The sequence below is a fragment of the Stenotrophomonas sp. YJH_SMC_14-1 genome (assembly GCF_059372275.1).
The window spans coordinates 359897-384415 of sequence record NZ_JCAFVK010000001.1 but is presented as its reverse complement, the minus strand read 5'-3'; the positions used below and the strand labels follow the sequence as shown (position 1 = coordinate 384415).

Here is a 24519-nt window from a genome sequence, read left to right as displayed (position 1 = left end):
GCCTGTAAAGTGCCCTGCCCCATGGCCAAAGGTCATGGGCGGGCCGCCCATCCTTGCGTGCGAAAAAGCGTGCGAACCAAGGTTCGTACCCACCTTGTGCCGGCTCGCACCCACCTTGTGCTGGTTTGCACCCACCGTGTGCCAGTTCGCACCCACCAGAGCAGTTCCAGTAGATCCACGCCATGCGTGTATGAGGCGCTTCCCGGTCAGTCGACCAGGCGCAGGCGCAGTTCCTTCGGCAGCGCGAACACCATCGATTCCGGTTCGCCGTCCAGCTCGCCCACGCCGGTGGCGCCCAGTTCGGCCAGGCGCGCCAGCACGCCATCGACCAGCACCTGCGGTGCAGAGGCGCCGGCGGTCACGCCGATGTGCTGCTTGCCTGCCACCCATGCCGGGTCGATCTCGTGCGCGCCGTCGATCAGGTACGACTCCACGCCCTCACGGCGGGCCAGCTCGCTCAAGCGGTTGGAGTTGGAGCTGTTCGGCGAACCGACCACCAGCACCAGGTCGCAGCGCTTGGCCAGATCCCGCACGGCATCCTGGCGGTTCTGCGTGGCGTAGCAGATGTCGTCGTTCTTCGGGCCCTGCATCGCCGGGAAACGCTCGCGCAGCGCATCGATGATGCCGCGCGTGTCATCCACCGACAGCGTGGTCTGGGTGGTGTAGGCGAAGTTTTCCGGCTGGTTGATCTGCAGCGTGGCAACCTGCTCCACGTCTTCCACGAGGTAGATCTGGCCGGTGCCGGCTTCGCGGTTCCACTGGCCCATGGTGCCTTCCACCTCCGGGTGACCGGCGTGGCCGATCAGCACCACGTCACGGCCGGCACGGCAGTGGCGGGCGACTTCGAAGTGGACCTTGGTCACCAGCGGGCAGGTGGCGTCGAACACCTTCAGGCCACGGCGCTCGGCTTCCTGGCGCACGGCCTGGGACACGCCATGGGCGCTGAAGATCACCGTGTTGTTGTCCGGCACTTCGTCGAGTTCCTCGACGAAGATCGCCCCGCGCTGCTTCAGGTCATCGACCACGAAGCGGTTGTGCACCACTTCATGGCGAACATAGATGGGCGCGCCCAGCGTTTCGATCGCGCGCTTGACGATCTCGATCGCACGATCGACACCGGCACAGAAACCACGCGGGTTGGCGAGCAGCACATCCATCAGTTCAATCTCCCGGCAGCGGCCGGCTTACGGCTTCGGATTGGCATTATCCGCCTTTTTGGCGGACTTGCCGTCGAACAGGCCAAACAGGGCGATGCCGATGGCACCCACCACGATGGCCGAGTCGGCGATGTTGAACGAGGGCCAGGTGTAGCTGCCCACGTACCACTGGATGAAGTCGACCACGTGGCCGTGCACCTGGCGGTCGATCACGTTGCCGATGGCGCCGCCGATGATGAGCGCATACGGCACCGCGGCCTTCCAGTTGCCGCGCGCGGTGCCGCGCAGCCACCACGCCATCAGGCCGCTGATGGCGATCGCCAGCGCGGTGAAGAAGTACTTCTGCCAGCCACCGGCGTCGCTCAGGAAACTGAACGCGGCGCCGGTGTTGTAGGTGCGGTACCAGTTCCAGAAGCCGTCGATGACCACCACCGGCTGGAACTCCGGCAGGCTCGACAGCACCCAGGCCTTGGACCACTGGTCCAGGCCGATGATGGCCGCCGACAGCAGCAGCCAGACCAGGGCGTTCGGATGCGGACGGGGCGCGGCCATCAGAACCAGCTCCGCACTTCGCCGGCGCCGGTCACGTTGCTCACGCAACGGCCGCACAGTTCCGGATGGTCAGCGTTGCTGCCGACGTCGGCGCGGTGGTGCCAGCAGCGCACGCACTTGGCCTTGGTGGTCGGCTGGGCGCTGACGAACACCTCGTCGGTGGTCGCCGGGCGCACCTGCACGTCGCCACTGATGAACAGGAAGCGCAGTTCATCGGCCAGCGGCTGCCACTTCGCGGCCTGCTCCTCGTTGGCGGCAATGGTGATCTCCGCTTCCAGCGCGGCACCGATGGCGCCGTTGGCACGCATCGGCTCGAGCACCTTGGCCACCTGCTCGCGCACAGCCAGCAGCTGGTCGAAGTCGGTGGCGTTGAGCTGGGCATCGGCCGGCAGCGGCGCCAGGCCGTCGTACCAGGTGGTGAACAGCACATGGCCGGCATGCTCGCCCGGCAGGTAGCCCCACAGCTCGTCGGCGGTGAAGGTCAGGATCGGCGCCACCCAGCGGGTGAACGCTTCGGCGATGTGGTACATCGCGCTCTGTGCCGAACGGCGACCGTGCGAATCGGTCGGCATCGTGTACAGGCGATCCTTGGTCACGTCCAGGTACAGCGAGCCCAGGTCCACGCTGCAGAAGTTCAGCAGCAGCTGCACGATCTCGGCCATGTTGTAGCCGTCGTAGGCCGCCTTGATCTTCTCCTGCAGCTCCCACGCGCGATGCACGATCCAGCGGTCCAGCGCGACCATCTGGTCGAGCGGACGCAGGTGCTGGGCCGGATCGAAACCGTCCAGGTTGCCGAGCAGGAAGCGTGCGGTGTTGCGCAGGCGGCGGTAGGCATCGGCATTACGCTTGAGGATCTCCTGCGACAGCGACATCTCGTTGCTGTAGTCGGCCGAGGCGATCCACAGGCGCAGGATGTCCGCGCCCAGCTTGTTCATGATGTCCTGCGGCTCGATGCCGTTGCCCAGCGACTTGGACATCTTGCGGCCGTGCTCGTCCACGGTGAAGCCGTGGGTCAGGCACTGCTTGTACGGGGCGCGCTTGTCGATCGCCACGCCGGTCAGCAGCGAGGACTGGAACCAGCCGCGGTGCTGGTCGGAACCTTCCAGGTACAGGTCGGCCGGCTTGCCGAAGCCACGCGCGGCGAGCACGCCTTCATGGGTCACGCCCGAATCGAACCAGACGTCGAGGATGTCGGTGACCTTTTCGTAGTCGGCGGCTTCAGCGCCCAGCAGTTCGGCGGCATCCAGCGAGTACCACACGTCAATGCCCTCGGCTTCGACGCGGTCGGCGACCTGCTGCATCAGCTCCACCGAACGTGGATGGATCTCGCCGGTCTGCCGGTGGGTGAACAGTGCGATCGGCACGCCCCAGGTGCGCTGGCGCGAGATGGTCCAGTCCGGGCGACCGTCGACCATGCTCTGGATGCGCGCCTTGCCCCAGGTCGGGAACCAGCCGACGGTGTCGATGGCGGCCAGCGCATCGTTGCGCAGGTTGGCCTTGTCCATCGAAATGAACCACTGCGGGGTGGCGCGGAACACCACCGGCGTCTTGTGGCGCCAGCAGTGCGGGTAGCTGTGGCGGATCGGATGGAACGCCAGCAGCGAACCGTTGTCGCGCAGCACGCCGACGATGGCCTCCTGCGCCTTCCACAGGTGCTGGCCAGCCAGCACCACGTCACCGGCCGGCGGGGTCGATTCCAGGTACACGCCACGGCCGTCGATCGGGGTCACCTGGCCGGCGTTGTACTTGTCCAGCAGGCCGTACTTCTGGCTGACCACGAAGTCTTCCTGGCCGTGGCCGGGGGCGGTGTGCACCGCACCGGTACCGTCCTCGTCGGAGACGTGGTCGCCGTTGAGCACCAGGATCTCGCGCTCCGGGTAGAACGGGTGCGCCAGCAGCTGGTTCTCCAGCGCCGCACCGGTGGTTTCACCGTGCAGCACCACGTTTTCGACGCCATAGCGCTGCAGCGCGCGCTCGGCCAACGCCGCAGCCAGCACCAGCCAACGGCGCTTGCCGTGGTGCGCCGGGCCTTCGGCCAGCACGTAGGTGATCTCCGCGCCCAGCGACACCGCCAGCGAGGCCGGCAGCGTCCACGGGGTGGTGGTCCAGATCGGTACGGCCACGTCCACGTCGGCCGGCACGCTCACGCCGAACGCCTGGCCGATGGCCTGCGCATCGCGTGCGGCGTAGGCCACGTCGATCGCCGGCGATTCCTTTTCCTGGTACTCGATCTCGGCCTCGGCCAGCGCCGAGCCACAGTCGAAGCACCAGTACACCGGCTTGGCACCACGCACCAGGTGGCCGTTGGCCACGACCTTGGACAGCGCACGGATCTCGTTGGCTTCGAAGTCGAAGCTCAGGGTCTTGTACGGGTTGTCCCAGTCACCGGTCACGCCCAGGCGCTTGAAGTCCACGCGCTGGATGTTGATCTGCTCTTCGGCGAACTCGCGGCACTTCTGGCGGAATTCAACGGCGTCGAGCTTGGTGCCGACCTTGCCCCACTTCTTTTCCACCGCGATCTCGATCGGCAGGCCATGGCAGTCCCAGCCCGGCACGTAGGGCGCATCGAAGCCGGCCAGGTAGCGCGACTTGACGATGATGTCCTTCAGGATCTTGTTGACCGCGTGGCCCAGGTGGATGCGGCCGTTGGCGTACGGCGGGCCATCGTGCAGCACGAACAGCGGGCGGCCGGCGGCGTTGTCGCGCAGCTGCTGGTAGAGCCCCTGCTCTTCCCACCGCGCCAGAATGCCCGGCTCGCGCTTGGGCAGATCGCCGCGCATCGGGAATTCGGTGGCTGGCAGGTTCAGGGTGGTCTTGTAGTCCTGGCTCACGCAGTGGCTCGCAATCTATGTTCGGAAAGGATGGCGCGCGCCTGTTCGGCGTCGCGGTGCATCTGGTCGGTCAACGCCGCCAGATCATTGAATTTCTCTTCGTCGCGCAGCTTGGCGACGAACTCCACATCGATGTGGCGCCCGTACAGGTCGCCCTGGAAATCGAACAGGTGGGCTTCCAGCAGCGGCTCCACGCCCTCCACCGTCGGGCGGGTGCCGAAGCTGGACACCGACGGCCACGGCTGGTCGAACACGCCATGCACCCAGGTCGCGTAGATGCCCGACAGCGCCGGGGTCTTCGGGAACCGCAGGTTGGCGGTGGGGAACCCCAGCGTACGGCCGAGCTGGCGCCCGCGCACCACCCGGCCGCTGATCGCGTAAGGACGGCCCAGCAGGTCGTTGGCACGGGCGAAGTCGCCCTGCTGCAGCAGCTGGCGGATGCGGGTGCTGGAAATGCGTTCGCCATGCAGGTCGACCGCTTCAATTTCGCCCGCAGTGAAACCCAGTTCGGCACCCATTTTCTGCAGCAGAGCCAGGTCGCCACGGCGGCGGTTGCCGAAGCAGAACTCCGGGCCGATCCAGACCTCACGCGCACTCAGGCGCTTGACCAGCAACTGGCGCACGAAGGCCTCGGCCGGCATCGCTGCCATCGCCGCGTCGAATCGCAGCAGGCCGACCGCATCGACACCGAGCTCGCGCAGGATCTCGACCTTGCTGCGCGCCAGGGTCAGCCGCGGCGGCGGTGTGCCCTGGGCGAAGAACTCACGCGGCAGCGGCTCGAACGCCACGGCCACGGCGGCCACGCCCAAGGCGCGCGCGCGGGCAACCGCGTGGCGGACCAGCGCACGATGGCCCAGGTGGAGGCCGTCGAATGCACCGATACAGACCACGCTTCCGTTGGGGAACAACCCCCCGCCCTCGACGCTTCTGAACAGCCTGCTCATCAACTCTCGTTCCGGCCCGACCGGGGCCGCCGCTTCAATGGTGTAACCCTGAAGTATAGCCGCCACAAGCCGCGATCAATGCCCACGCAGATCGCGCGGGCGGAAGCCCATCGCCAGCATGGCTACCGCGTAGGTGGCACCGCCACCGCCGACCAGCAGCGACAGGCTGCCGATCCGCTCCCACACGCTCATCGCCGAGAAGCCTGGCAGCCAGTGCAGCAGGGCCAGCAGCACACCAACCATGGCCGCACAGGCCAGCAGCAGTCGCAGCAGATAGCCGCCCCAGCCCGGCCGGCGCTGGTAGACGTCGGTCTTGCCCAGCCAGTACCACAGCAGGCCCAGGTTCAGGTAACTGGACAGTGCACTGGCAATGCCCAGCGCCAGATGCAGGCCCGGCTGCTTGCCGATGGCCGCCATCACGCCCTGCGCCTTCAGCTCGTCCGGCACCATGACCTGGTACAGCACCGCCAGCAGGGCGAAGTTGAACACCATGTTGGCCACCAGCGCGGCCACACCCGCGCGCACCGGGGTCTTGGTGTCCTGGCGTGCGTAGAACGCTGGCAACACCACCTTCAGCAGGGCGAACGCCGGCAGGCCGAAACTCAGGCCGTACACCGACAGCGCGGTCATGCGGGTATCGAAGGCACTGAACTGGCCGTGCTGGAAGATGGTCGCGATCAGCGGTTCGGCCAGCAGCAGCAGGCCCAGCATGGCCGGCACCGAGATCAGCAGGGTCATGCGCAGGCCCCAGTCCAGCGAGCGCGAGAAGCCTTCGCGGTCGGTGCTGACGTGGTGACGGGCCAGCGCCGGCAGGATCACCGTGCCCAGCGCCACGCCGAACACGCCCAGCGGCAGCTCCAGGAAGCGGTCGGCCAGCGACAGCCAGGACTGCGAGCCATCGGTCAGCTTGGCCGCGATGACGGTGTCCAGCAGCAGGTTGATCTGCGCCACCGAGGAGCCGAACAGGGTCGGCACCATCAGCGTCATCACCTTGCGCACGCCCGGATGGCTCCAGCCCCAGCGCGGCAGGGTCAGCAGGTTGATGCCCTTCAGCGAGGGCAGCTGGAACAGCAGCTGCAGGATGCCGGCAGCCAGTACCGCCCAGCCCAGCGCCAGGATCTGCTTTTCCGGGGTGCCGCCCAGCCGCGGGGCCAGCCACAGCGCGCCGGCGATCATGCACAGGTTGAGGATGACCGGGGTCAGCGCCGGCATGGCGAAGCGCTGGAAGCTGTTCAGCGCGCCGCCGGCCAGGGCGGTCAGCGACACGAACAACAGGAACGGGAAGGTCAGGCGGAACAGGTCGACCAGCAGGCCCTGCTTGACCGGATCGGTATCAACGCCACTGGAGAAGACCGAGGCCAGCTGCGGCGCGAAGATCAGCGCCAGCGCAGTGACCAGCATCAGCACCCCGCCCAGGGTGCCGGCGGTGCGGGCCATCAGTTCACGCAGCTCGGCGTGGCTGCGGGTCTCCTTCACTTCCGTGAACACGGGCACGAAAGCGGTGGCGAAAGAGCCTTCGGCGAACAAACGCCGCAGGAAATTGGGTACCCTGAAGGCGACCCAGAAAGCATCAGTGATGGCGTTGGTGCCGAACGTGGTGGTCACCACGAAGTCCCGGACAAGTCCGAGAACGCGCGAGACCATGGTCATGCTGCTGAACGACAGCAGGCCCCGCAACAACTTGGGTGAACTCACTCAGCGTCCCTCTTGACAATCGACTTGACGTGCATTTCTTACGCCATCATACTAGCTAGCTTGCTGTTCCCATAACACCGATTTTTTCAGGAAACCACCACCGTGGCCAATATCAAGTCCGCCAAGAAGCGCGCCAAGCAGACCGTCGTGCGCAACGCGCGCAACGTGGCTCAGCGCTCGATGCTGCGCACCGCTGTCAAGAAAGTGATCAAGGCGCTGGACGCCAACGATGCCGCCGGCGCCGAAGCCGCCTTCGCCGTTGCCCAGCCGATCCTGGATCGCTTCAGCGCGCGTGGCCTGATCCACAAGAACAAGGCTGCTCGCCACAAGAGCCGCCTGAACGACCGCATCAAGGCCCTCAAGGCCGCCTGATCCGGCGTTGCCGCCCTGCCCTTAGGGGCCGGGCAGCAGACAAGAACCCGGCCCCGGCCGGGTTTTTTGTTGCCAGCGATCCACGGGGTCCGCGCGATCCGGTAGTGCCGGCCGCTGGCCGGCAACCCCGAGGAATGCCGGCCAGCGCCCGGCACTACCGGGGAAAAAAAAAAACCCGGCCGAAGCCGGGTTTTTCGCATGGAACCACAACAGCATTAACGCGCGTCGCGGGCTTCCTGCTCTTCTTCCTTCTGGCGATCGAAGAAGGCCATGATCCGGCTCATGATCGGGAAGGTGCCTTCGCGACCCAGCGCGGAGACCAGGAACCACGGCTCCTTCCAGCCCAGCTCGGCGACGATCTGCTCGGCCGCAGCCTTCGCTTCATCCTCGAACATCAGGTCAGCCTTGTTCAGCACCAGCCAGCGCGGCTTCTGCAGCAGTTCCGGATCGTGCTTTTCCAGCTCGCGCTCGATGGCGCGTACCTGCTCGACCGGAGAAATGCCTTCCACCCCACCCTCCATCGGCGAGATGTCCACCAGGTGCAGCAGCAGGCGGGTGCGCTGCAGGTGGCGCAGGAACTGCGCACCCAGGCCGGCACCGTCGGCCGCGCCTTCGATCAGGCCCGGGATGTCGGCAATCACGAAGCTGCGGTAGTTTTCCACCTTCACCACACCCAGGTTCGGGTACAGCGTGGTGAACGGGTAATCGGCCACCTTCGGCGTCGCCGCCGAAACGGCACGGATCAGGGTGCTCTTGCCGGCGTTGGGGAAGCCCAGCAGGCCGACGTCGGCCAGCAGCTTCAGCTCCAGCTTCAGCGTGCGCTCCTCACCCGGCTCGCCCGGCAGCGCCTGGCGCGGCGAGCGGTTGGTCGAGCTCTTGAAGTGCATGTTGCCCAGGCCACCGCGGCCGCCCTTGGCCACCAGCAGGCGGTCGCCGTGCTGGGTCAGGTCGCCGATGACTTCATCGGTGGCAACGTTGATCACTACGGTGCCGACCGGCACGGTGATGGTCAGGTCTTCGCCGCCCTTGCCGTAGGCCTGGCGGCCCATGCCGTTCTCGCCACGCTGCGCCTTGAAGATGCGGTCATGGCGGAAGTCGACCAGGGTATTCAGGTTTTCGTCGGCGCGGATGTACACGCTGCCGCCCGCACCGCCGTCGCCGCCGTCCGGGCCGCCGAGCGGAATGAACTTCTCGCGACGGAAGCCAATGCAGCCGTTGCCGCCGTTGCCGGCGAACACTTCGATTTCTGCTTCGTCTACCAGTTTCATTGTTTCGATGCCTGCGATGGGCGCGGCCTGCCGGCCGCCACCTTGAATGTTATGCCTGCCGATGGCCGGCAGCCCGGCCTGGCCGGTCTTGCTTCAACTCTAACGAAAAGCCCCGCCGAAGCGGGGCTCTTCATGCAGCACCCCCATGCCGAGGCACGGGCGCCGGCGATGCCTGGATCAGGCGTCAGCCGAGACGATGCTGACGGTGCGACGCTTCTTGGCGCCCTTGACCGAGAACTCCACCTTGCCGTCCACGAGGGCGAACAGGGTGTGGTCACGGCCCAGGCCAACGCCGGTGCCCGGGTGGAACTGGGTGCCGCGCTGACGCACGATGATGTTGCCGGCTTCGATGGCCTGGCCGCCGAAGATCTTGACGCCCAGGTACTTCGGGTTGGAGTCGCGACCGTTGCGCGAGGAGCCTACGCCCTTTTTATGTGCCATGACTGCTTCTCCTGATGCTTAGCCGGCGATGCCGGTGATCTCGATTTCGGTGTAGTACTGACGGTGACCCTGACGCTTCATGTGGTGCTTGCGGCGACGGAACTTGATGATCCGGACCTTGTCAGCACGACCCTGGGACAGGACCTTGGCGGTGACGGCAGCGCCCTTCAGCGCATCGCCCAGCTTCACGCCGTCGCTGTCACCCAGCATCAGGATGTTGTCAAACTTGATCTCGCTGCCGACTTCGACTTCGAGCTTTTCAATGCGGAGCTTTTCGCCCTGCGCCACGCGGTATTGCTTACCGCCGGTGACCAGTACTGCGTACATGACCAGGCCTTCCTCTGTAGTTATTGTGGTCTGAGCTGCCGCCATCGAGGGCGGACAGGAGCGGAATTTTACGCAGATCAGCGGGCGCGGGTCAAGTCAACCCCTGAACGTCGAAGGAGACGGCACCGGAAAGGGGTCAGAACCCTTTTCACGCCGTCAGCCAGGGATCTGACCCCTGGCTGACGGCCTGTCTCACAAGGTGAGACACCGGGCTGGCAATGTCGCCCATTGCCCCCATCTGGTCACCTCGGTAGGCTGACCGATTGCCGTTCCCTGCTGGCCCGGCACCCAGCCAACGCCCCCACAACCGGATCCCCCATGGCGATGGATTTCATCCGCATCCGCGGCGCGCGGACGCACAACCTGAAGAACCTCGACCTCGACCTGCCCCGCGACAAGCTGATCGTGATCACCGGCCTGTCCGGCTCGGGCAAGTCCTCGCTGGCGTTCGACACCATCTATGCAGAAGGCCAGCGCCGCTATGTCGAGTCGTTGTCGGCCTATGCGCGCCAGTTCCTGAGCGTGATGGAAAAGCCGGACCTGGACCACATCGAAGGCCTGTCCCCGGCCATCTCGATCGAGCAGAAGTCGACCTCGCACAACCCGCGTTCGACCGTCGGCACGATCACCGAGATCTACGACTACCTGCGCCTGCTGTACGCCCGCGTCGGCACCCCGCGCTGCCCGGACCACGGCTATCCGCTGGAAGCGCAGACGGTCAGCCAGATGGTCGACCAGGTGCTGACGCTGGACCCGGAACAGCGCTACATGCTGCTGGCGCCGGTCATCCGCGACCGCAAGGGCGAGCATGCGCAGGTGTTCGACCAGCTGCGTGCGCAGGGCTTCGTCCGTGTGCGCGTGGACGGCGAGCTGCATGAAATCGACGCGGTGCCGCCGCTGGCACTGCGCCAGAAGCACACCATCGAGGCGGTGATCGACCGCTTCCGCCCGCGCGAGGACATCAAGCAGCGCCTGGCCGAGAGCTTCGAGACCGCGCTGAAGCTGGGCGACGGCATGGCCTCGGTGCAGAGCCTGGACAACACCGGAACCGCGCCGACGCTGTTCTCCTCCAAGTATTCCTGCCCGGTCTGCGATTACTCGCTGCCGGAGCTGGAACCGCGCCTGTTCTCGTTCAACGCACCGATGGGCGCCTGCCCCGGCTGCGATGGCCTGGGCATGGCCGAGTTCTTCGACCCCTCGCGCGTGGTGGTGCATCCCGAACTGTCGCTGGCCGCCGGTGCGGTGCGCGGCTGGGATCGTCGCAACGCCTATTACTTCCAGCTGATCGCCTCGCTGGCCAAGCACTACCGGTTCGACGTCGACGCGGCGTGGAACTCGCTGCCGGCCAAGGTGCAGCAGGCCGTGCTGTACGGCAGCGGCGACGAAGCGATCACCTTCACCTACTTCACCGAAGCCGGTGGCCGCACCCAGCGCAAGCACCGCTTCGAGGGCATCATTCCCAACCTCGAACGCCGCTACAAGGAAACCGAGTCGCCGGCGGTGCGCGAAGAACTGTCCAAGTACATCAGCGAGCAGCCGTGCCCGGAATGCCACGGCGCGCGCCTGAACAAGGCGGCTCGCAACGTGTTCGTGGCCGACCGCCCGCTGCCGGACCTGGTGGTGCTGCCGATCGACGAGGCGCTGAAGTTCTTCAGCGAACTGAGCCTGCCGGGCTGGCGTGGCGAAATCGCCGCGAAGATCGTCAAGGAAATCGGCGAACGCCTCGGCTTCCTGGTCGATGTGGGCCTGGATTACCTGACCCTGGAGCGCAAGGCCGACACCCTGTCCGGTGGCGAGGCGCAGCGCATCCGCCTGGCCAGCCAGATCGGCGCCGGCCTGGTCGGCGTGATGTACGTGCTCGACGAGCCGTCCATCGGCCTGCACCAGCGCGACAACGAACGCCTGCTCGGCACCCTCACCCGCCTGCGCGACCTCGGCAACACGGTGATCGTGGTGGAGCATGACGAGGATGCGATCCGCCTGGCCGACTATGTGCTGGACATCGGCCCGGGCGCGGGCGTTCATGGCGGCGAGATCGTCGGCCAAGGCACCCTGCAGGACATCCTGGAGGCACCGCGCTCGCTGACCGGCCAGTACCTGTCCGGCAAGCGCGCGATCGAGATTCCGGCGCGCCGGCACAAACCGAATCCGAAGATGACCCTGCACCTGCGCGGGGCCAGCGGCAACAACCTGAAGGGCGTGGACCTGGCGATTCCGTCGGGCCTGCTGACCTGCGTGACCGGCGTGTCCGGCTCGGGCAAGTCGACCCTGATCAACGACACCCTGTTCTCGCTGGCCGCCAACGAGATCAACGGTTCCTCGCACCCGATCGCCCCGTACAAGGAGATCGATGGCCTGGACCTGTTCGACAAGGTGGTGGACATCGACCAGTCGCCGATCGGCCGCACCCCGCGTTCCAACCCGGCCACTTACACCGGCCTGTTCACTCCACTGCGCGAACTGTTCGCACAGGTGCCTGAAGCGCGCGCGCGTGGCTATTCGCCGGGCCGCTTCAGCTTCAACGTGCGCGGCGGCCGCTGCGAAGCCTGCCAGGGCGACGGCCTGATCAAGGTCGAGATGCACTTCCTGCCGGACGTGTACGTGCCGTGCGATGTCTGCCATGGCAAGCGCTACAACCGCGAAACGCTGGAGATCCTGTACAAGGGCTTCAACATCAACGACGTGCTGGAAATGACCGTCGAGGATGCGCTGAAGCTGTTCGAGCCGGTGCCGTCGATCGCGCGCAAGCTGGAAACGCTGGTCGACGTCGGCCTGAGCTACATCAAGCTGGGCCAGAGCGCGACCACGCTGTCTGGTGGTGAAGCGCAGCGCGTGAAGCTGTCCAAGGAACTGTCGCGCCGCGATACCGGCCGCACCCTGTACATCCTCGACGAGCCGACCACCGGCCTGCACTTCCACGACATCGAAGCGCTGCTGGGCGTGCTGCACAAGCTGCGCGACGAGGGCAACACGGTGGTGGTGATCGAGCACAACCTGGACGTGATCAAGACCGCCGACTGGATCGTCGATCTGGGCCCGGAAGGCGGGCATCGCGGTGGCACCATCCTGGTCACCGGCACGCCGGAAGACGTGGCGGCCTGCCCGCAGTCGTACACCGGCCAGTTCCTGGCCCGCATGCTGCCATCCACCAGCGCGCGCCCGGAACAGCCGGCCGCCGTGGCCAACAAGCCCGATGCCCGCCCGCCGCGCAAGGTGAAGCCTGAGAAGCCGGCCAAGGTGGCGAAGAAGGCGGTGGCTACCAAGAGCACCGGCAAGGCCAGCAAGAGCACGACCAAGAAGAAGGACGCCTGATGAGCAGCGAACACAAGATCCTGGCCCGCATCCCGATCAGCGTGCGCTGGCGTGACATGGACAGCATGGGCCACGTCAACAACGCCAAGTACATTTCCTACCTGGAGGAAGCGCGCGTGCGCTGGATGCTGGGCGTGGACGGCGTATCGATGACCGACCGCATCGCACCGGTGGTGGCCGCGACCAACGTCAATTACCGGCTGCCGATCGTGTGGCCCAACGACATCGTGGTCGAACTGTTCGTCGAGCGCCTGGGCAACAGCAGCGTGACCATCGGCCACCGCATCGTCGATCAGCAGGACGATTCGAAGCTGTATTCCGATGGCAACGTGGTGGTGGTCTGGATGGATACCCAGACCGGCAAGAGCGCACCGCTGCCGGAGGCGATCCGCAGCGCCTCTACCTGACGCGCCCTGGTGGGTGCCGACCTTGGTCGGCACGCTTTGGCTGCAATGAGGTTGCCGGCCAGCGGCCGGCACGACCGACACTGATCAAAGGACTGACATGATCCACAAGACCGAACTGCGCGACCTGCTGCCCGGCATGGTCCCCTTCCCCACCGACGTCTTTCCCGCCGACCAGGCCTGGCTCGGCCAGCACCTGCTGCCGCTGCTGAAGATCGACCTGGGCGTGCTGCGCCCGGAACTGGCTGGCCAGGTGGCAACGATGCTGTGCCCGATCGAGCCGTACGACGGCTGCATCGGCGAGACCACCGAAGACCACCACAACGATTTCACCGGCACCAACTGGATCGCCTTCGAACTGACCGCCGGCAACCAGATGCGCTTCCTCGGCAACGAGGGCTATTTCATCGGCGATGCGGTACAGGACAAGGACGCACAGGAACACATCGCGCAGATGCGCGAGAGCTACGCCAAGGCCCGCGACTACCATGCCACGCACGGTCGTCTCGCCTGCTACTCGCGCTACGGCAAGGGTGAGGCCAGCGAGCGCGATTATCTGGATACGCTGGGTGGCCCCATTGGTTTCGGCAACTGGACCGAGACCGCGGAGATTCCCGCAGCCTTCGAACTGGGCTTCACCGAGGCGGCCGATGACCCCAACGCTGCGGACGATGCCGAAACGGTGATCATCACCCGCAATGGCAACAAATTCTTCGCCGTGGCCGACGTAGCCGGCTACAACTGGTGCGCCACCGGTGCCGACGCGATCGTGATGCTGTACGAGCCGGTCAGCCGCACGGTGCTGTTCTCTTACGACTGGTCGTAAGCCTGTTTGGTAGTGCCGGCCGCTGGCCGGCACTGCCATCCCGCTACGGCGCGGCCTTGCGCACGGTCAACGTCGCACTCGCTTCGCTACCACCTTCCAGCTGCAGCCGCAGCGGCAGCACCTGCCCTTCCTTCAACGCACCCTTGCCCTGCATCAGCATCAGGTGCAGGCCACCGGGTTTGAGCTCGGCACGCGCGCCGGCTGCCAGCGGCAGGCGCTCGATCGCGCGCATCCGGCTGACCCCGTCGACAATCGTGGTCTCGTGCAGCGACACATCACCGAAGCTGCTGCTGGTCGCGCCGGTGATCGCCATCGCCTTGCTGCAGCCGTTGTGGATGACGCCGTAGCCGGCGGTCATCGGCATTGCCGGATTCGGAGGCAACCGCGCCCAGCCCTGCTCCACCGTGACGCACGCCGGTTCGGCGGCCGAGGCCGATGCTGCGGTCGCACACAGGACCCACAGTACGCCAACGAATGGTTTGGTTATCATCGCCCAGGTTCCTTCTTCGCAACGAGACCGCAGCATGACGACGCTCATCGAGGTGATCAACCATGGCCCCATCCGCGAACTGCGCCTGGCACGGCCGCCGGTCAACGCACTGGACACCGAACTGTGCCGGCAGTTGATCCATGCCATCGAGCTGGCCATGGCCGAAGACGCGCATGGCATCGTGCTGTCGGGCAGCGAGCGCGTCTTCACCGGCGGCATGGACGTGCCGCACCTGCTCTCGCATGGCGATGACAAGCACAAGTTGTTGGACACCTGGAACGCCTTCTTTGGCGCCGTGCGCACGCTGGCCGAGAGCCGCATTCCGGTGGTCGCGGCGATCACCGGCCACGCCCCGGCGGGTGGCTGCGTGCTGGCCCTGTGCTGCGACTACCGGGTGATGGCGCGCAGCGCCGATCCGTCGCGGCCGTATGCCATCGGCCTGAACGAGGTGCAGGTGGGCCTGATTGCGCCGGAGGGCATCCAGCGCCTGCTGCGCCGCGCGGTGGGCGTGCACCGCGCCGGCGTGCTGCTGACCACCGGTTCGCTGGTGCCGGCCGAACAGGCGCTGCAGATCGGCCTGGTGGATGAGCTGGCCGAGGGAGACCTGGTGGTGGCACGCGCCATTGCCTGGCTGCAGAACCTGCTCAAGCAGCCGCGCCAGCCGATGCTGCTGACCCGCGCGATTGCCCGTGCCGACCTGCATGAGGCGCTGCACCCGGACCTGATCCAGCTGGACCGCTTCGTCGAGGCCTGGTTCGCCCCGGATGCACAGAACGCGCTGCAGGCCCTGGTAGCCCGGCTCGGCAAGTAAACGGTAGTGCCGGCCGCTGGCCGGCAACCAGGCAATCCTTCCGGGACGCCTGAGGCTGCCGGCCAGCGGCCGGCACTACCGATGATGGGCTGGCCTGCACCGGTATAATCGGGGCCTCTTCACTGCTGTGGCCGCCCCCCTTGAACGACACGCCCGAACCCGTCGTCTCCGAGCTGATCGACCTGCTCACGCTGGAGCGGCTGGAGGACAACCTGTTCCGCGGGCAGAGCCGCGACATCGGCACCAAGTACGTGTTCGGCGGGCAGGTGCTGGGCCAGGCGCTGGCCGCGGCGCAGGCCACGGTCGACAACGGCCGCCACGTGCACTCGCTGCACGCCTACTTCCTGCGCGCCGGCAACATCGACCACCCGATCGTCTACGACGTGGACCGCACCCGCGATGGCGGCAGCTTCTCGGTGCGCCGGGTCACCGCGATCCAGCACGGCAAGGTGATCTTCTTCTGCGCGGCCTCGTTCCAGCAGGCCGAGACCGGCGCCGAGCACCAGCACAAGATGCCCGAAGTGCCGCAGCCGGAAGACATCGAGCCGAATCGTCCGCTGCCGGCGGAAGTGCTCGAACGCCTGCCGATCAAGGTGCAGCGCTGGCTGTCGCGCGGTGGCCCGTTCGAGTTCCGCCACGTGTACCCGCGCGACGAACTGAACCCACCCAAGCGCCCGCCCTACCACCAGGTATGGCTGCGCCTGAGCGAACCGGTGGGCGATGCGCCGGAGCTGCACCAGGCGCTGCTGGCCTACGCCTCCGACTTCCACCTGCTGGGCACGGCGACCTTCCCGCACGGTATCAGCTACTACCACCCGCACGTGCAGATGGCCTCGCTCGACCACGCGATCTGGTTCCACCGCCCGTTCCGCGCCGACGACTGGCTGCTGTATTCGCTGGACAGCCCCAGCGCGCAGGATTCGCGCGGCCTGGCCCGCGGCCAGTTCTTCACCCGCAATGGCGTGCTGGTGGCCAGCACCGCGCAGGAAGGCCTGATCCGCGTCGTTCCCGACCAGGCCGCGGCCGCTGCCGTGCCAGCCAAGGAGTAACCCCATGCGCCAGATCTTCAGCAGCCAGCGCGTGGAAACTGTCGAAGGCGTGGCCGAGCTCCTGCGCGAGCATGGCATCGACGTCAAGGTGACCAACGGGCGCTCGTACAAGACCCGCCGCCGCGGTCAGTTCAGCTATACCGACCTGGGCAACGCCAACGCCTATCCAGCGGTGTGGATCGTACGCGCCGACGACCAGCCGCGCGCGCGTGAAATCCTGCGCGAGGCGCGCCTGCTCGACACCACCCGTCGCGACCACCCGACCGCCGAGTTCGCCTTCCGCGACGCGCCGGAACCGGGCAGCGGCGGCCGCAGCTGGGCCTGGCGCATCCGCATCGCCCTGCTGGTGGTGATCGCCGGCGTGGCGCTGGTGATCGGCCTGCGCCATCGTGGTGCCCCGGCACCGGTCGCACCGGCCCCTGCCCCGCAGGCCCAGCCGCAGCAGGCACAGCCGGCACCGCAGGCCGCGCCGGAAGAGGAAGAAGAAGTCCGGGTCCGCATCCAGCCCTCAAAATGACGCACGGGTAGTGCCGGCCGCCGTCCGGCAGCCACAAAAAGGGGACGGAGGGGATTAAGTCGTTTGAGGCACAAACGACTTAATCCCCTCCGTCCCCTTTTTTGTCATGAGGATGCCGGCCAGCGGCCGGCACTACCGCACAGAAAGTCGGTCACATTGGGCGCGCGGCTCCGTCATGGGACACAATCCCAGCAGGAGAGCCGCCGCCATGACGACGTTCGCCGCATCGATCGACCAGACCCTGGAACGCGAACTGCCGGCCGCCGCCAGCGGTTGCCAGCACGCCTATGGCCGCATCGTGCTGGCCTGCCAGAACACGGTCACCGCCATCGCGCTGGCCATCACCCGCGACCGCCAAGCCAGCGAGGACATCGCGCAGGAGGCTTTCGTCAAGGGCTGGCAGCAGCTGCACCAGCTGCGCAGTTCGACCAGTTTCCTGCCCTGGCTTCGGCAGATCACCCGCAACCTGGCCCGCGATTGGCTGCGTGCACAACGTGGCCGGCCGCTGACCGGCGAGGCCGCCGAGGTGGCGATGGGCATGGCCGCCGACCCTTCACCGGGCGCGGCCGACCGGCTGCAGCGGGTGGAAGAAGAGATCGCCGCCGAGGACATCATCTCCGCGTTGCCGGCCGACAGCCGCGAAGTCCTGCTGCTGTACTACCGCGAAGGGCAGCGCTCGCAACAGGTCGCCGACCTGCTCGGGCTCAGCGATGCTGCCGTGCGCAAGCGCCTGTCACGTGCACGTGCCCTGGTGCGCGACGGCCTGCTGCAGCGCTTCGGTGAGTTCGCGCGCAGCAGCGCGCCGAGCGCCGCATTCGCCACGGCGGTGGCTTCGATGGTACTGGTGGCCGCGCCCGGCACGGCCAGCGCAGCGATCCTGCTCGGCACCGGTGTCGGCGTGGGCGGCAGCAAGCTGGGCCTGGGCGGCGTCAGTGCCGCAGGCGGGGCTGCCATGGGTTCACTGACGGCCGCCGCCAGCCAGCTGCACCTGATTCCCGCCAGCGACTGGGCCACCGTTGCCGGTGGCGTCGTCGGCGGCATCATCGGCAGCCATCTGGGTGGCCGCTTCCTGCTGCGCTTCGCAGACACCCAGCAGGAACGAACAGCAGTGCGGCGCTTCGTGCACCTCAATACGTTCACCGCGATGGTCGTCTGCACCAGCCTGCTGATCTCGCTGATGCTGCAGGTGCCAATCTGGCTGCAACTTGCGATTCTCGTCATCGGCCTGGGTACGGTGAACTACCAGTGCCTGGTGCCGCTGCAGCGCGTGATGGCACCCATGATCGCGCGCGATTCAGCGCGGCGCGGCCGCAGCGGAACCAACTGGAAATACGAATCCGTGTACGGGCGCACCGGCATCATCGGGGCGAACGTATTCGTGATCGGCCTGGTGGTATATGCGCTGATGCGCAACGGAAACGTGTAACGGACAACGCCGGCAGTACGCCGGCGTTGTCGTCATTCACTGCGTTGAACCTCAGCGCTGCGGCTTCGGCGCAGCGCCATCACGCGGACCGCCATGGCGCGGGCCACCGTGCATCGGGCCCTTGGCGGCGTCGAACTCGGCCTTGCTCAGCTGGCCGTCCTTGTTGGTGTCGGCGGCAGCGAACCAGGCATCACGATGCTGCTTCATGCGCAGCTCGCGGTCGGCCTTGTCCAGGTAGCCGTCCTTGCTCAGATCAAGCTGGTCGAAGCGCGCGGCCAGGCGCGGATCGGCCTTGGCTTCCTCGCGGCTGATGCGGCCGTCCTTGTTGACGTCCAGCCTGGCCCAGCGCTCACCGCCGTGGCCACGTCGCCCATGCTGCCAGCGCGGCAGCTCATCGCGCGAGAGCTTGCCGTCCTTGTTCTTGTCCAGCTCGTCGAACTTCGCGGCCAGGCGCGGGTTGGCGGCGGCCTCGCTGCGGTCGATGACGCCGTCGCCGTTGGTGTCCAGCCTGGCCGGGCGCGGCGCGGGCGTGGTCGGGGTGTCGGCCGCGAGCGCGATACCGGAAGCGGAGGTGCCCAGCAGCAGGGCCAGCAGCAGGGGGGTACGGATCATGAGGTCACTCCTGGGGATGGGAACAGCGTCGGGGTGATCACTTCACCCTCGGGGGACAACAACGCCCGGGCGCGACGTCGGTTGACGCTACTGCCGATTCCATTCATCCGCCGGACAGTCGCCGCCACTGCGACAACCTGGGGCTATGCTGTGCCCATGGCGATACATGGCGACAGAGACGACGAACTGCGACTTTTCCAGACCGGCGAGCACCCCTGCGGGTACTGGTCGGACCGGGTGGCACGCGACCTGGTGCTGGACCCGAACGACCGCCGCCTCGGTGCGCTCTATCCGCTGGCACTGAGCTGGGGCTTCCGCCGCAGCGGCGACCTGGTCTACCGGCCGCATTGCGCGCACTGCCAGGCCTGCGTGGCCGTGCGCATCCCGGTGGCGCGCTTCGCCCCGGACCGCAGCCAGCGCCGGTGTGCCGCCCGCAATGCCGACCTGGAGGTGCGGATCACCGCCGCCACCGCCCGCGACGACCTGTTCGCGCTGTACCACCGCTACCTCACCCACCGCCACGCCAACGGCGGCATGGACGACCATGGACCGCACGAGTTCGAGCAGTTCCTGATCGGCAGCTGGTCGCACACCCGCTTCATGGAAATGCGCCTGCCCGGCCACGACGGCCAGCCCAGCCAGCTGCTGGGGGTGGCGGTGACCGACGTCACCGAGCACGGCCTGTCGGCGGTCTACACCTTCTTCGACCCGGACCACGCCGCGCGCGGGCTGGGCACCTTCGCGATCCTGCAGCAGATCGAATGGGCGCGCCGCGAGGGGCTGCCGCACGTGTATCTGGGCTACTGGATCCGCGGCCACCAGAAGATGGACTACAAGCGTCGCTTCCATCCGCTGGAAGCCTACGATGGCCGCCGCTGGCACGATTTCGACAACGATCTGGACGGGCGCTGACAAACCGCTGACACCGGGCCGGGTGCACAATACGGCCCATGAACATGACCCGCCGCCATCCCCTGATCCTCGCCCTGGCCCTGCTCTGCGGCGCCACGGCCCCCGCCTTCGCCACGTCCCCTGCGATGACCGAAAAGCCGTCCGCTGCGCTGCGCCTGGCCACCTACAACACCTCGCTGTACTCCGATGACGCCGGCGGCCTGATCAAGGAGCTGGAAGGCGACAGCGAGCACGCGCGCAAGATCGCCGCGGTGCTGCAGCAGGTGCGCCCGGACCTGGTGCTGCTGAATGAGTTCGACTTCGACGACGCCCATCGCGCCGCCGACCTGTTCCAGAAGCGCTACCTGGAAGTGGCCCAGCCTGGCGGCGGCAAGCCGCTGCACTTCGCCTACCGTTACCTGGCACCGGTCAATACCGGCGTGCCCAGCGGGCTGGACCTGGACAACAACGGCGTGGTCGGTGGCGAAGGCCGCAGCCGTGGCAATGACGCGTGGGGCTACGGCCTGCACCCGGGCCAGTACGGCATGCTGGTGCTGTCGCGCTATCCGATCGACGAAGCCAAGGTGCGCAGCTTCCAGCTGTTGAAGTGGAGCGCGATGCCCGGCGCGATCCGCCCGGTCGATCCACGTACCGGCCAGAGCTTCTACAACGACCACGTGTGGTCGCAGCTGCGCCTGTCGTCGAAGTCGCATTGGGACGTGCCGGTGAAGACCCCGGCCGGCGTGGTGCATGCGCTGGTCTCGCATCCGACCCCGCCGGTGTTCGACGGTCCGGAGAAGCGCAACGCGGCGCGCAACCACGACGAACTGCGCCTGTGGCAGGAATACCTGTCCAAGGGTGACAAGCCGTGGCTGTGCGACGACAAGGGCCAGTGCGGCGGCTTGGCGCAGGACGCGCGCTTCGTGATCCTCGGCGACCTTAACAATGACCCGGTCGATGGCGATGGCCGCCATGAGGCGATCGTCGAGCTGATCGAGAACGCCCGCGTGCTGCGCTACCCCACCCCACGCAGCGTCGGCGGCGAGCAGACCAGCCTGGCCTATGCGGCCAAGGGCATCGAGCGCAAGGGCGCACCGTTCCACGCCACCGGCGATTTCGGCCCGAAGTCCGGCACGATGCGCCTGGACTACGTGCTGCCCTCGACCGGTTTCGAGTACGTGGGCAGCGGCATCTTCTGGCCGGCCAATGAGAGCCCGGAAGCGAAGATCGCCGACGGCAGCGACCACCACCTGGTGTGGGTGGACGTGCGGTAGCGTCGACTGGGTAGAGTCGACTGTTCGTCGACTGCACGGTGGAAAAAGGGGACGGAGGGGATTAAGTCGTTTGTGCCACAAACGACTTAATCCCCTCCGTCCCCTTTTTTGGTTTACGGGCGCAGTTCGACGCCGATGGCGTCGGCGGCATCACGCGCGATGGCGCGTGCTTCGTCGATGGTTGCCGCGCGCGCCAGGGTCACGCCCACGCGGCGGTGGCCATGCACGCTCGGCTTGCCGAACAGGCGCACGGCGGTGTCCGGCACCTGCAGCGCGGCAGCGACGTTGTTGAAGTACGGCACGCCCTCGCCGTGCGCCAGCAGCGCGCACGAGGCCGACGGGCCGCTCTGGCGGATCACTGGAATCGGCAGGCCGAGGATGGCGCGCGCGTGCAGCGCGAACTCGCTCAGTTCCTGCGATACCAGCGTCACCAGGCCAGTGTCGTGCGGGCGCGGCGACACTTCGCTGAACCACACTTCGTCGCCCTTCACGAACAGCTCCACGCCGAACAGGCCCCAGCCGCCGAGGTCGTCGGTGATCGCGCGCGAAATCTCTTCGGCACGCGCCAGTGCCGCGCTCGACATCGGCTGCGGCTGCCAGCTTTCGCGGTAGTCGCCGTCCTTCTGCAGATGGCCGATCGGCGCGCAGAACGAGGTGCCACCGGCATGGCGCACGGTCAGCAGGGTGATCTCGTAATCGAAGTCGATGAAGCCTTCGACGATGCAGCGGCCGGCGCCAGCGCGGCCACCGGTCTGTGCGTACTCCCACGCCGGGGCGATGTCCGCCTCGCTGCGCAGGGTGCTCTGGCCCTTGCCCGAGGACGACATCACCGGCTTGACCACGCACGGCAGGCCGATGGCGGCCACGGCAGCACGGTACTCGGCCTCGGTATCAACGAAGCGGTACGGCGAGGTCGGCAGGCCCAGGGTCTCGGCGGCGAGGCGGCGGATGCCCTCGCGGTCCATGGTCAGGCGTGCGGCACGCGCGGTCGGAATCACCCGCAGGCCCTGCTCCTGTTCCAGCTGGACCAGGGTTTCGGTGTGGATGGCCTCGATCTCCGGCACCACCAGGTGCGGCTGCTCCTGGGCGATCAGCGCGCGCAGCGCCATCGCATCGAGCATGTCGATCACGTGCGAGCGGTGCGCGACCTGCATGGCCGGCGCATCGGCATAGCGATCGGCGGCGATCACTTCCACGCCCAGCCGCTGCAGCTCGATGGCCACCTCCTTGCCGAGTTCGCCCGAGCCCAGCAGTAGCACGCGGGTGGCGGAGGGGGACAACGGAGTTCCAAGCTTGGCCATGGCGGTTCCAGCAGCGATGTGAAGGCGGGTGGGCATTCTAGCTGGCCGACCGCCCCGGCCACGGCATCCGACGAACGGTAGCCGACAAGTGATATCACTTTGATATCTTCACTCCGAACCCTCAAGGACGTACCGCCATGAAAGAGAAGTCGCTGTCTTCCCTCAACGGCCTCGGCACGCTGGCCGGCGCCCTGCTCGTCGCCCTCGCTGGCGCCGCCCTGTTCGTACTGGGAGTGGCAGCCAAGGCCAGTGCCGGCTCGCCCAACCTGCTGCTGATGCTGCTGGGCGCCCTGCTGGTGGTGCTGGGCGTGTTCATCCTGGCCGGCCTGTACACCATCCAGCCCAACCAGGCGGCGGTGCTGAGCCTGTTCGGCAAGTACGTGGGCACGGTCAAGGACAACGGCCTGCGCTGGAACAACCCCTTCTTCGCCAAGCGCCGGGTCAGCCAGCGCGTGCGCAACTTCGAGAGCGGCAAGCTGAAGGTCAACGAGCTGGACGGCAGCCCCATCGAGATCGCCGCAGTGATCGTCTGGCAGGTGGTCGACGCCTCCGAAGCGGTCTACAACGTGGACGACTACGAGAGCTTCGTGCACATCCAGTCCGAATCCGCGCTGCGCGCGATGGCCACCAGCTATCCCTACGACCAGCACGAGGATGGCCAGCTGGCCCTGCGCAGCCACGCCAGCGAGATCTCCCAGCACCTGAAGAACGAGCTGGCCGAGCGTCTGGCCGACGCCGGCGTGCAGGTGATCGACGCACGCATCAGCCACCTGGCCTACGCCGCTGAAATTGCCCAGGCCATGCTGCAGCGTCAGCAGGCCAACGCGGTGATCGCCGCTCGCACGCGCATCGTGGCCGGTGCAGTCGGCATGGTCGAAATGGCCCTGGCCGAACTGCAGAAGAATGGCGTGGTTGAACTGGACGAGGAACGCAAGGCGCACATGGTCAGCAACCTGCTGACCGTGCTGTGCTCGGACCGCGGCACCCAACCGATCGTCAACGCCGGTTCGCTTTACTGAGCCATCCTCGCAACGGGGCGCCCCACCGCCCCGCCAGGAGTTTTCATGAGTGAGAAGAAGGCCTATCCGCTGCGCATCAATGCCGAGGTCCTGGCCGCGGCACAGCGCTGGGCTGACGACGAGCTGCGCAGCCTCAACGCGCAGATCGAATACGTACTGCGCGACGCCCTGCGCAAGGCAGGACGCCTGCCGAAACCCACGCCATCGCCGGAGGACAAGGAATGAGCAAGCGCTGGAGCTACCAGACCATCGAGGTCAAGACGTCCATGATGGGTGTACTCAAGCCCGAGGACATCCAGGCCGAACTCAGCCGCCAGGGCCAACTGGGCTGGGAACTGGTCAACATCATCATCCCGGCGCCGATGCGCCCGGCGATGCTGGTGTTCAAGAAGGAGGCCTGAACCATGGGCGGCAGCGACCCGAAACCCTTTGACGTGGCAGAGAGCTCGCCGCTGCGCGTGCTCTGGATCGTGCTGCCGCTGCTGGCTGCCTTCGTGGCCTGCCTGTATGCACAGCTGTACAAGGCACCGGCGAGCGCACCCTGGATCGAAGTAACGCTGTCGCCGCCCTGGTTCCGGATGGGCGGCAGTGCGGCATGGAGCCTGCTGGTGATTGCCCTGCTGGGCATTGGACTGGGCACGGCCTTCTTCCGCCGCCGGGTGGAACTGGCCGGCGATGTGCTGGACGTCCGTTCAACGATGTACCGGCGGCGGGTGCCGGTGGCGCAGTTGCGGCTGGACCAGGCCGAGGTGGTCGACCTGCAGCGTGACCGCCGCTATGGCATCCGTGTCAAAACCAATGGCTATTCAATGCCGGGCTTCTACTCGGGCCACTTTCGCCTGCAGGGAGGCGGCAAGGGCTTCGCCCTGGTCACCGACCGTGCGCGGGTGCTCGCCCTGCCGGTCAGTGATGGCAGCACGCTGCTGCTCAGTGTGGACCGGCCGCAGGCGCTGCTCGATGCGCTGCGCAAGGTGGCCGCGTCGGCGCCACGGCAGTAAGC

General features: G+C 67.0%; 25 protein-coding genes. 14 read left to right on the top strand and 11 right to left on the bottom strand.

Annotation, left to right across the window (positions count from 1 at the left end; all coding sequences use genetic code 11):
* Positions 1–206: 206 nt before the first annotated feature.
* From ispH to murJ, 5 genes are all read right to left on the bottom strand, one after another.
* Positions 207–1157, bottom strand: a complete 951-nt coding sequence (gene ispH / locus AC5P9P_RS01960; protein WP_005408565.1) for a 4-hydroxy-3-methylbut-2-enyl diphosphate reductase — start codon at positions 1155–1157, stop codon at positions 207–209.
* Between the two features lie 27 nt (positions 1158–1184).
* On the bottom strand, positions 1185–1709 hold the full coding sequence (lspA, locus tag AC5P9P_RS01955; RefSeq protein ID WP_005408564.1) for a signal peptidase II: 525 nt from the start codon (positions 1707–1709) through the stop codon (positions 1185–1187).
* Entirely contained in the window at positions 1709–4540 is a 2832-nt protein-coding gene (gene ileS, locus AC5P9P_RS01950) for an isoleucine--tRNA ligase (protein ID WP_161772104.1), read from the bottom strand. The genes lspA and ileS overlap by 1 nt, the downstream gene beginning before the upstream one ends.
* The gene (locus tag AC5P9P_RS01945; RefSeq protein ID WP_049404718.1) at positions 4537–5484 is read right to left on the bottom strand and encodes a bifunctional riboflavin kinase/FAD synthetase; all 948 of its coding nucleotides are present in this window, start codon (positions 5482–5484) and stop codon (positions 4537–4539) included. The genes ileS and AC5P9P_RS01945 overlap by 4 nt, the downstream gene beginning before the upstream one ends.
* Positions 5485–5559: 75 nt before the next feature.
* Entirely contained in the window at positions 5560–7164 is a 1605-nt protein-coding gene (gene murJ, locus AC5P9P_RS01940) for a murein biosynthesis integral membrane protein MurJ (RefSeq protein ID WP_032965638.1), read from the bottom strand.
* A gap of 117 nt (positions 7165–7281) precedes the next feature.
* On the opposite strand from murJ, the gene rpsT reads away from it, so the two are divergent.
* Positions 7282–7551: a 30S ribosomal protein S20 gene (rpsT, locus tag AC5P9P_RS01935; protein ID WP_005408560.1), complete on the top strand. Its 270-nt coding sequence runs from the start codon at positions 7282–7284 to the stop codon at positions 7549–7551.
* Between the two features lie 215 nt (positions 7552–7766).
* Here rpsT and cgtA read toward each other — a convergent pair whose 3' ends face one another.
* The 3 genes from cgtA to rplU all read right to left on the bottom strand — a co-directional run bounded on the left by cgtA (position 7767) and on the right by rplU (position 9587).
* Positions 7767–8819, bottom strand: a complete 1053-nt coding sequence (gene cgtA / locus AC5P9P_RS01930) for an Obg family GTPase CgtA (RefSeq protein WP_033833360.1) — start codon at positions 8817–8819, stop codon at positions 7767–7769.
* 177 nt (positions 8820–8996) lie between these two features.
* On the bottom strand, positions 8997–9260 hold the full coding sequence (rpmA, locus tag AC5P9P_RS01925) for a 50S ribosomal protein L27 (RefSeq protein WP_005408558.1): 264 nt from the start codon (positions 9258–9260) through the stop codon (positions 8997–8999).
* An 18-nt stretch (positions 9261–9278) separates the two neighbouring features.
* Complete coding sequence (gene rplU, locus AC5P9P_RS01920) at positions 9279–9587, bottom strand: 50S ribosomal protein L21 (protein ID WP_005408557.1); 309 nt, start codon at positions 9585–9587, stop codon at positions 9279–9281.
* Positions 9588–9905: 318 nt separating this feature from the next.
* On the opposite strand from rplU, the gene uvrA reads away from it, so the two are divergent.
* From uvrA to AC5P9P_RS01905, 3 genes are all read left to right on the top strand, one after another.
* Positions 9906–12899 carry an excinuclease ABC subunit UvrA gene (gene uvrA / locus AC5P9P_RS01915; RefSeq protein WP_049454959.1) on the top strand — a complete coding sequence of 998 codons (2994 nt, stop codon included), beginning with the start codon at positions 9906–9908 and terminating at the stop codon, positions 12897–12899.
* On the top strand, positions 12899–13306 hold the full coding sequence (locus AC5P9P_RS01910) for an acyl-CoA thioesterase (protein ID WP_033833359.1): 408 nt from the start codon (positions 12899–12901) through the stop codon (positions 13304–13306). Before uvrA ends, AC5P9P_RS01910 begins: the two co-directional genes overlap by 1 nt.
* Positions 13307–13403: 97 nt before the next feature.
* Positions 13404–14129, top strand: a complete 726-nt coding sequence (locus AC5P9P_RS01905; RefSeq protein WP_033833358.1) for a hypothetical protein — start codon at positions 13404–13406, stop codon at positions 14127–14129.
* Between the two features lie 43 nt (positions 14130–14172).
* On the opposite strand, the gene AC5P9P_RS01900 is transcribed toward AC5P9P_RS01905, so the two are convergent.
* Positions 14173–14619: a copper chaperone PCu(A)C gene (locus AC5P9P_RS01900; RefSeq protein ID WP_033833357.1), complete on the bottom strand. Its 447-nt coding sequence runs from the start codon at positions 14617–14619 to the stop codon at positions 14173–14175.
* A gap of 34 nt (positions 14620–14653) precedes the next feature.
* On the opposite strand from AC5P9P_RS01900, the gene AC5P9P_RS01895 reads away from it, so the two are divergent.
* The 4 genes from AC5P9P_RS01895 to AC5P9P_RS01880 all read left to right on the top strand — a co-directional run bounded on the left by AC5P9P_RS01895 (position 14654) and on the right by AC5P9P_RS01880 (position 18422).
* Positions 14654–15430 carry an enoyl-CoA hydratase/isomerase family protein gene (locus AC5P9P_RS01895; RefSeq protein WP_012479449.1) on the top strand — a complete coding sequence of 259 codons (777 nt, stop codon included), beginning with the start codon at positions 14654–14656 and terminating at the stop codon, positions 15428–15430.
* 140 nt (positions 15431–15570) lie between these two features.
* Complete coding sequence (tesB, locus tag AC5P9P_RS01890) at positions 15571–16479, top strand: acyl-CoA thioesterase II (RefSeq protein ID WP_005412623.1); 909 nt, start codon at positions 15571–15573, stop codon at positions 16477–16479.
* Between the two features lie 4 nt (positions 16480–16483).
* Entirely contained in the window at positions 16484–16996 is a 513-nt protein-coding gene (locus tag AC5P9P_RS01885; RefSeq protein ID WP_049404707.1) for a pathogenicity-like protein, read from the top strand.
* A 208-nt stretch (positions 16997–17204) separates the two neighbouring features.
* Positions 17205–18422 (top strand): RNA polymerase sigma factor, encoded by a 1218-nt coding sequence (locus tag AC5P9P_RS01880; protein WP_049431758.1) that lies wholly within the window; start codon positions 17205–17207, stop codon positions 18420–18422.
* 51 nt (positions 18423–18473) lie between these two features.
* Here AC5P9P_RS01880 and AC5P9P_RS01875 read toward each other — a convergent pair whose 3' ends face one another.
* Positions 18474–19034, bottom strand: coding sequence for an EF-hand domain-containing protein (locus AC5P9P_RS01875; RefSeq protein WP_049431760.1), 561 nt, complete (start codon positions 19032–19034; stop codon positions 18474–18476).
* Between the two features lie 156 nt (positions 19035–19190).
* On the opposite strand from AC5P9P_RS01875, the gene AC5P9P_RS01870 reads away from it, so the two are divergent.
* Together AC5P9P_RS01870 and AC5P9P_RS01865 are read left to right on the top strand one after the other, a co-directional pair.
* Positions 19191–19946 (top strand): arginyltransferase, encoded by a 756-nt coding sequence (locus tag AC5P9P_RS01870; RefSeq protein WP_005408547.1) that lies wholly within the window; start codon positions 19191–19193, stop codon positions 19944–19946.
* Between the two features lie 38 nt (positions 19947–19984).
* Positions 19985–21199 carry an endonuclease/exonuclease/phosphatase family protein gene (locus tag AC5P9P_RS01865; RefSeq protein WP_005412618.1) on the top strand — a complete coding sequence of 405 codons (1215 nt, stop codon included), beginning with the start codon at positions 19985–19987 and terminating at the stop codon, positions 21197–21199.
* A 113-nt stretch (positions 21200–21312) separates the two neighbouring features.
* Here AC5P9P_RS01865 and purT read toward each other — a convergent pair whose 3' ends face one another.
* Positions 21313–22500, bottom strand: a complete 1188-nt coding sequence (purT, locus tag AC5P9P_RS01860) for a formate-dependent phosphoribosylglycinamide formyltransferase (RefSeq protein ID WP_049431763.1) — start codon at positions 22498–22500, stop codon at positions 21313–21315.
* A gap of 137 nt (positions 22501–22637) precedes the next feature.
* Between purT and AC5P9P_RS01855 the strand changes: the two genes are divergently transcribed.
* From AC5P9P_RS01855 to AC5P9P_RS01840, 4 genes are read left to right on the top strand one after another with little or no spacing between them, the layout of a single operon-like run.
* Positions 22638–23519: an SPFH domain-containing protein gene (locus AC5P9P_RS01855; protein WP_111173097.1), complete on the top strand. Its 882-nt coding sequence runs from the start codon at positions 22638–22640 to the stop codon at positions 23517–23519.
* 45 nt (positions 23520–23564) lie between these two features.
* Entirely contained in the window at positions 23565–23744 is a 180-nt protein-coding gene (locus AC5P9P_RS01850) for a type II toxin-antitoxin system antitoxin (protein WP_005408543.1), read from the top strand.
* The gene (locus tag AC5P9P_RS01845; RefSeq protein WP_005412614.1) at positions 23741–23920 is read left to right on the top strand and encodes a DUF4177 domain-containing protein; all 180 of its coding nucleotides are present in this window, start codon (positions 23741–23743) and stop codon (positions 23918–23920) included. Before AC5P9P_RS01850 ends, AC5P9P_RS01845 begins: the two co-directional genes overlap by 4 nt.
* 3 nt (positions 23921–23923) lie before the next feature.
* A complete protein-coding gene (locus AC5P9P_RS01840; RefSeq protein ID WP_024956285.1) occupies positions 23924–24517 on the top strand; it encodes a PH domain-containing protein in 594 nt (197 codons plus the stop codon).
* Positions 24518–24519: the final 2 nt, after the last annotated feature.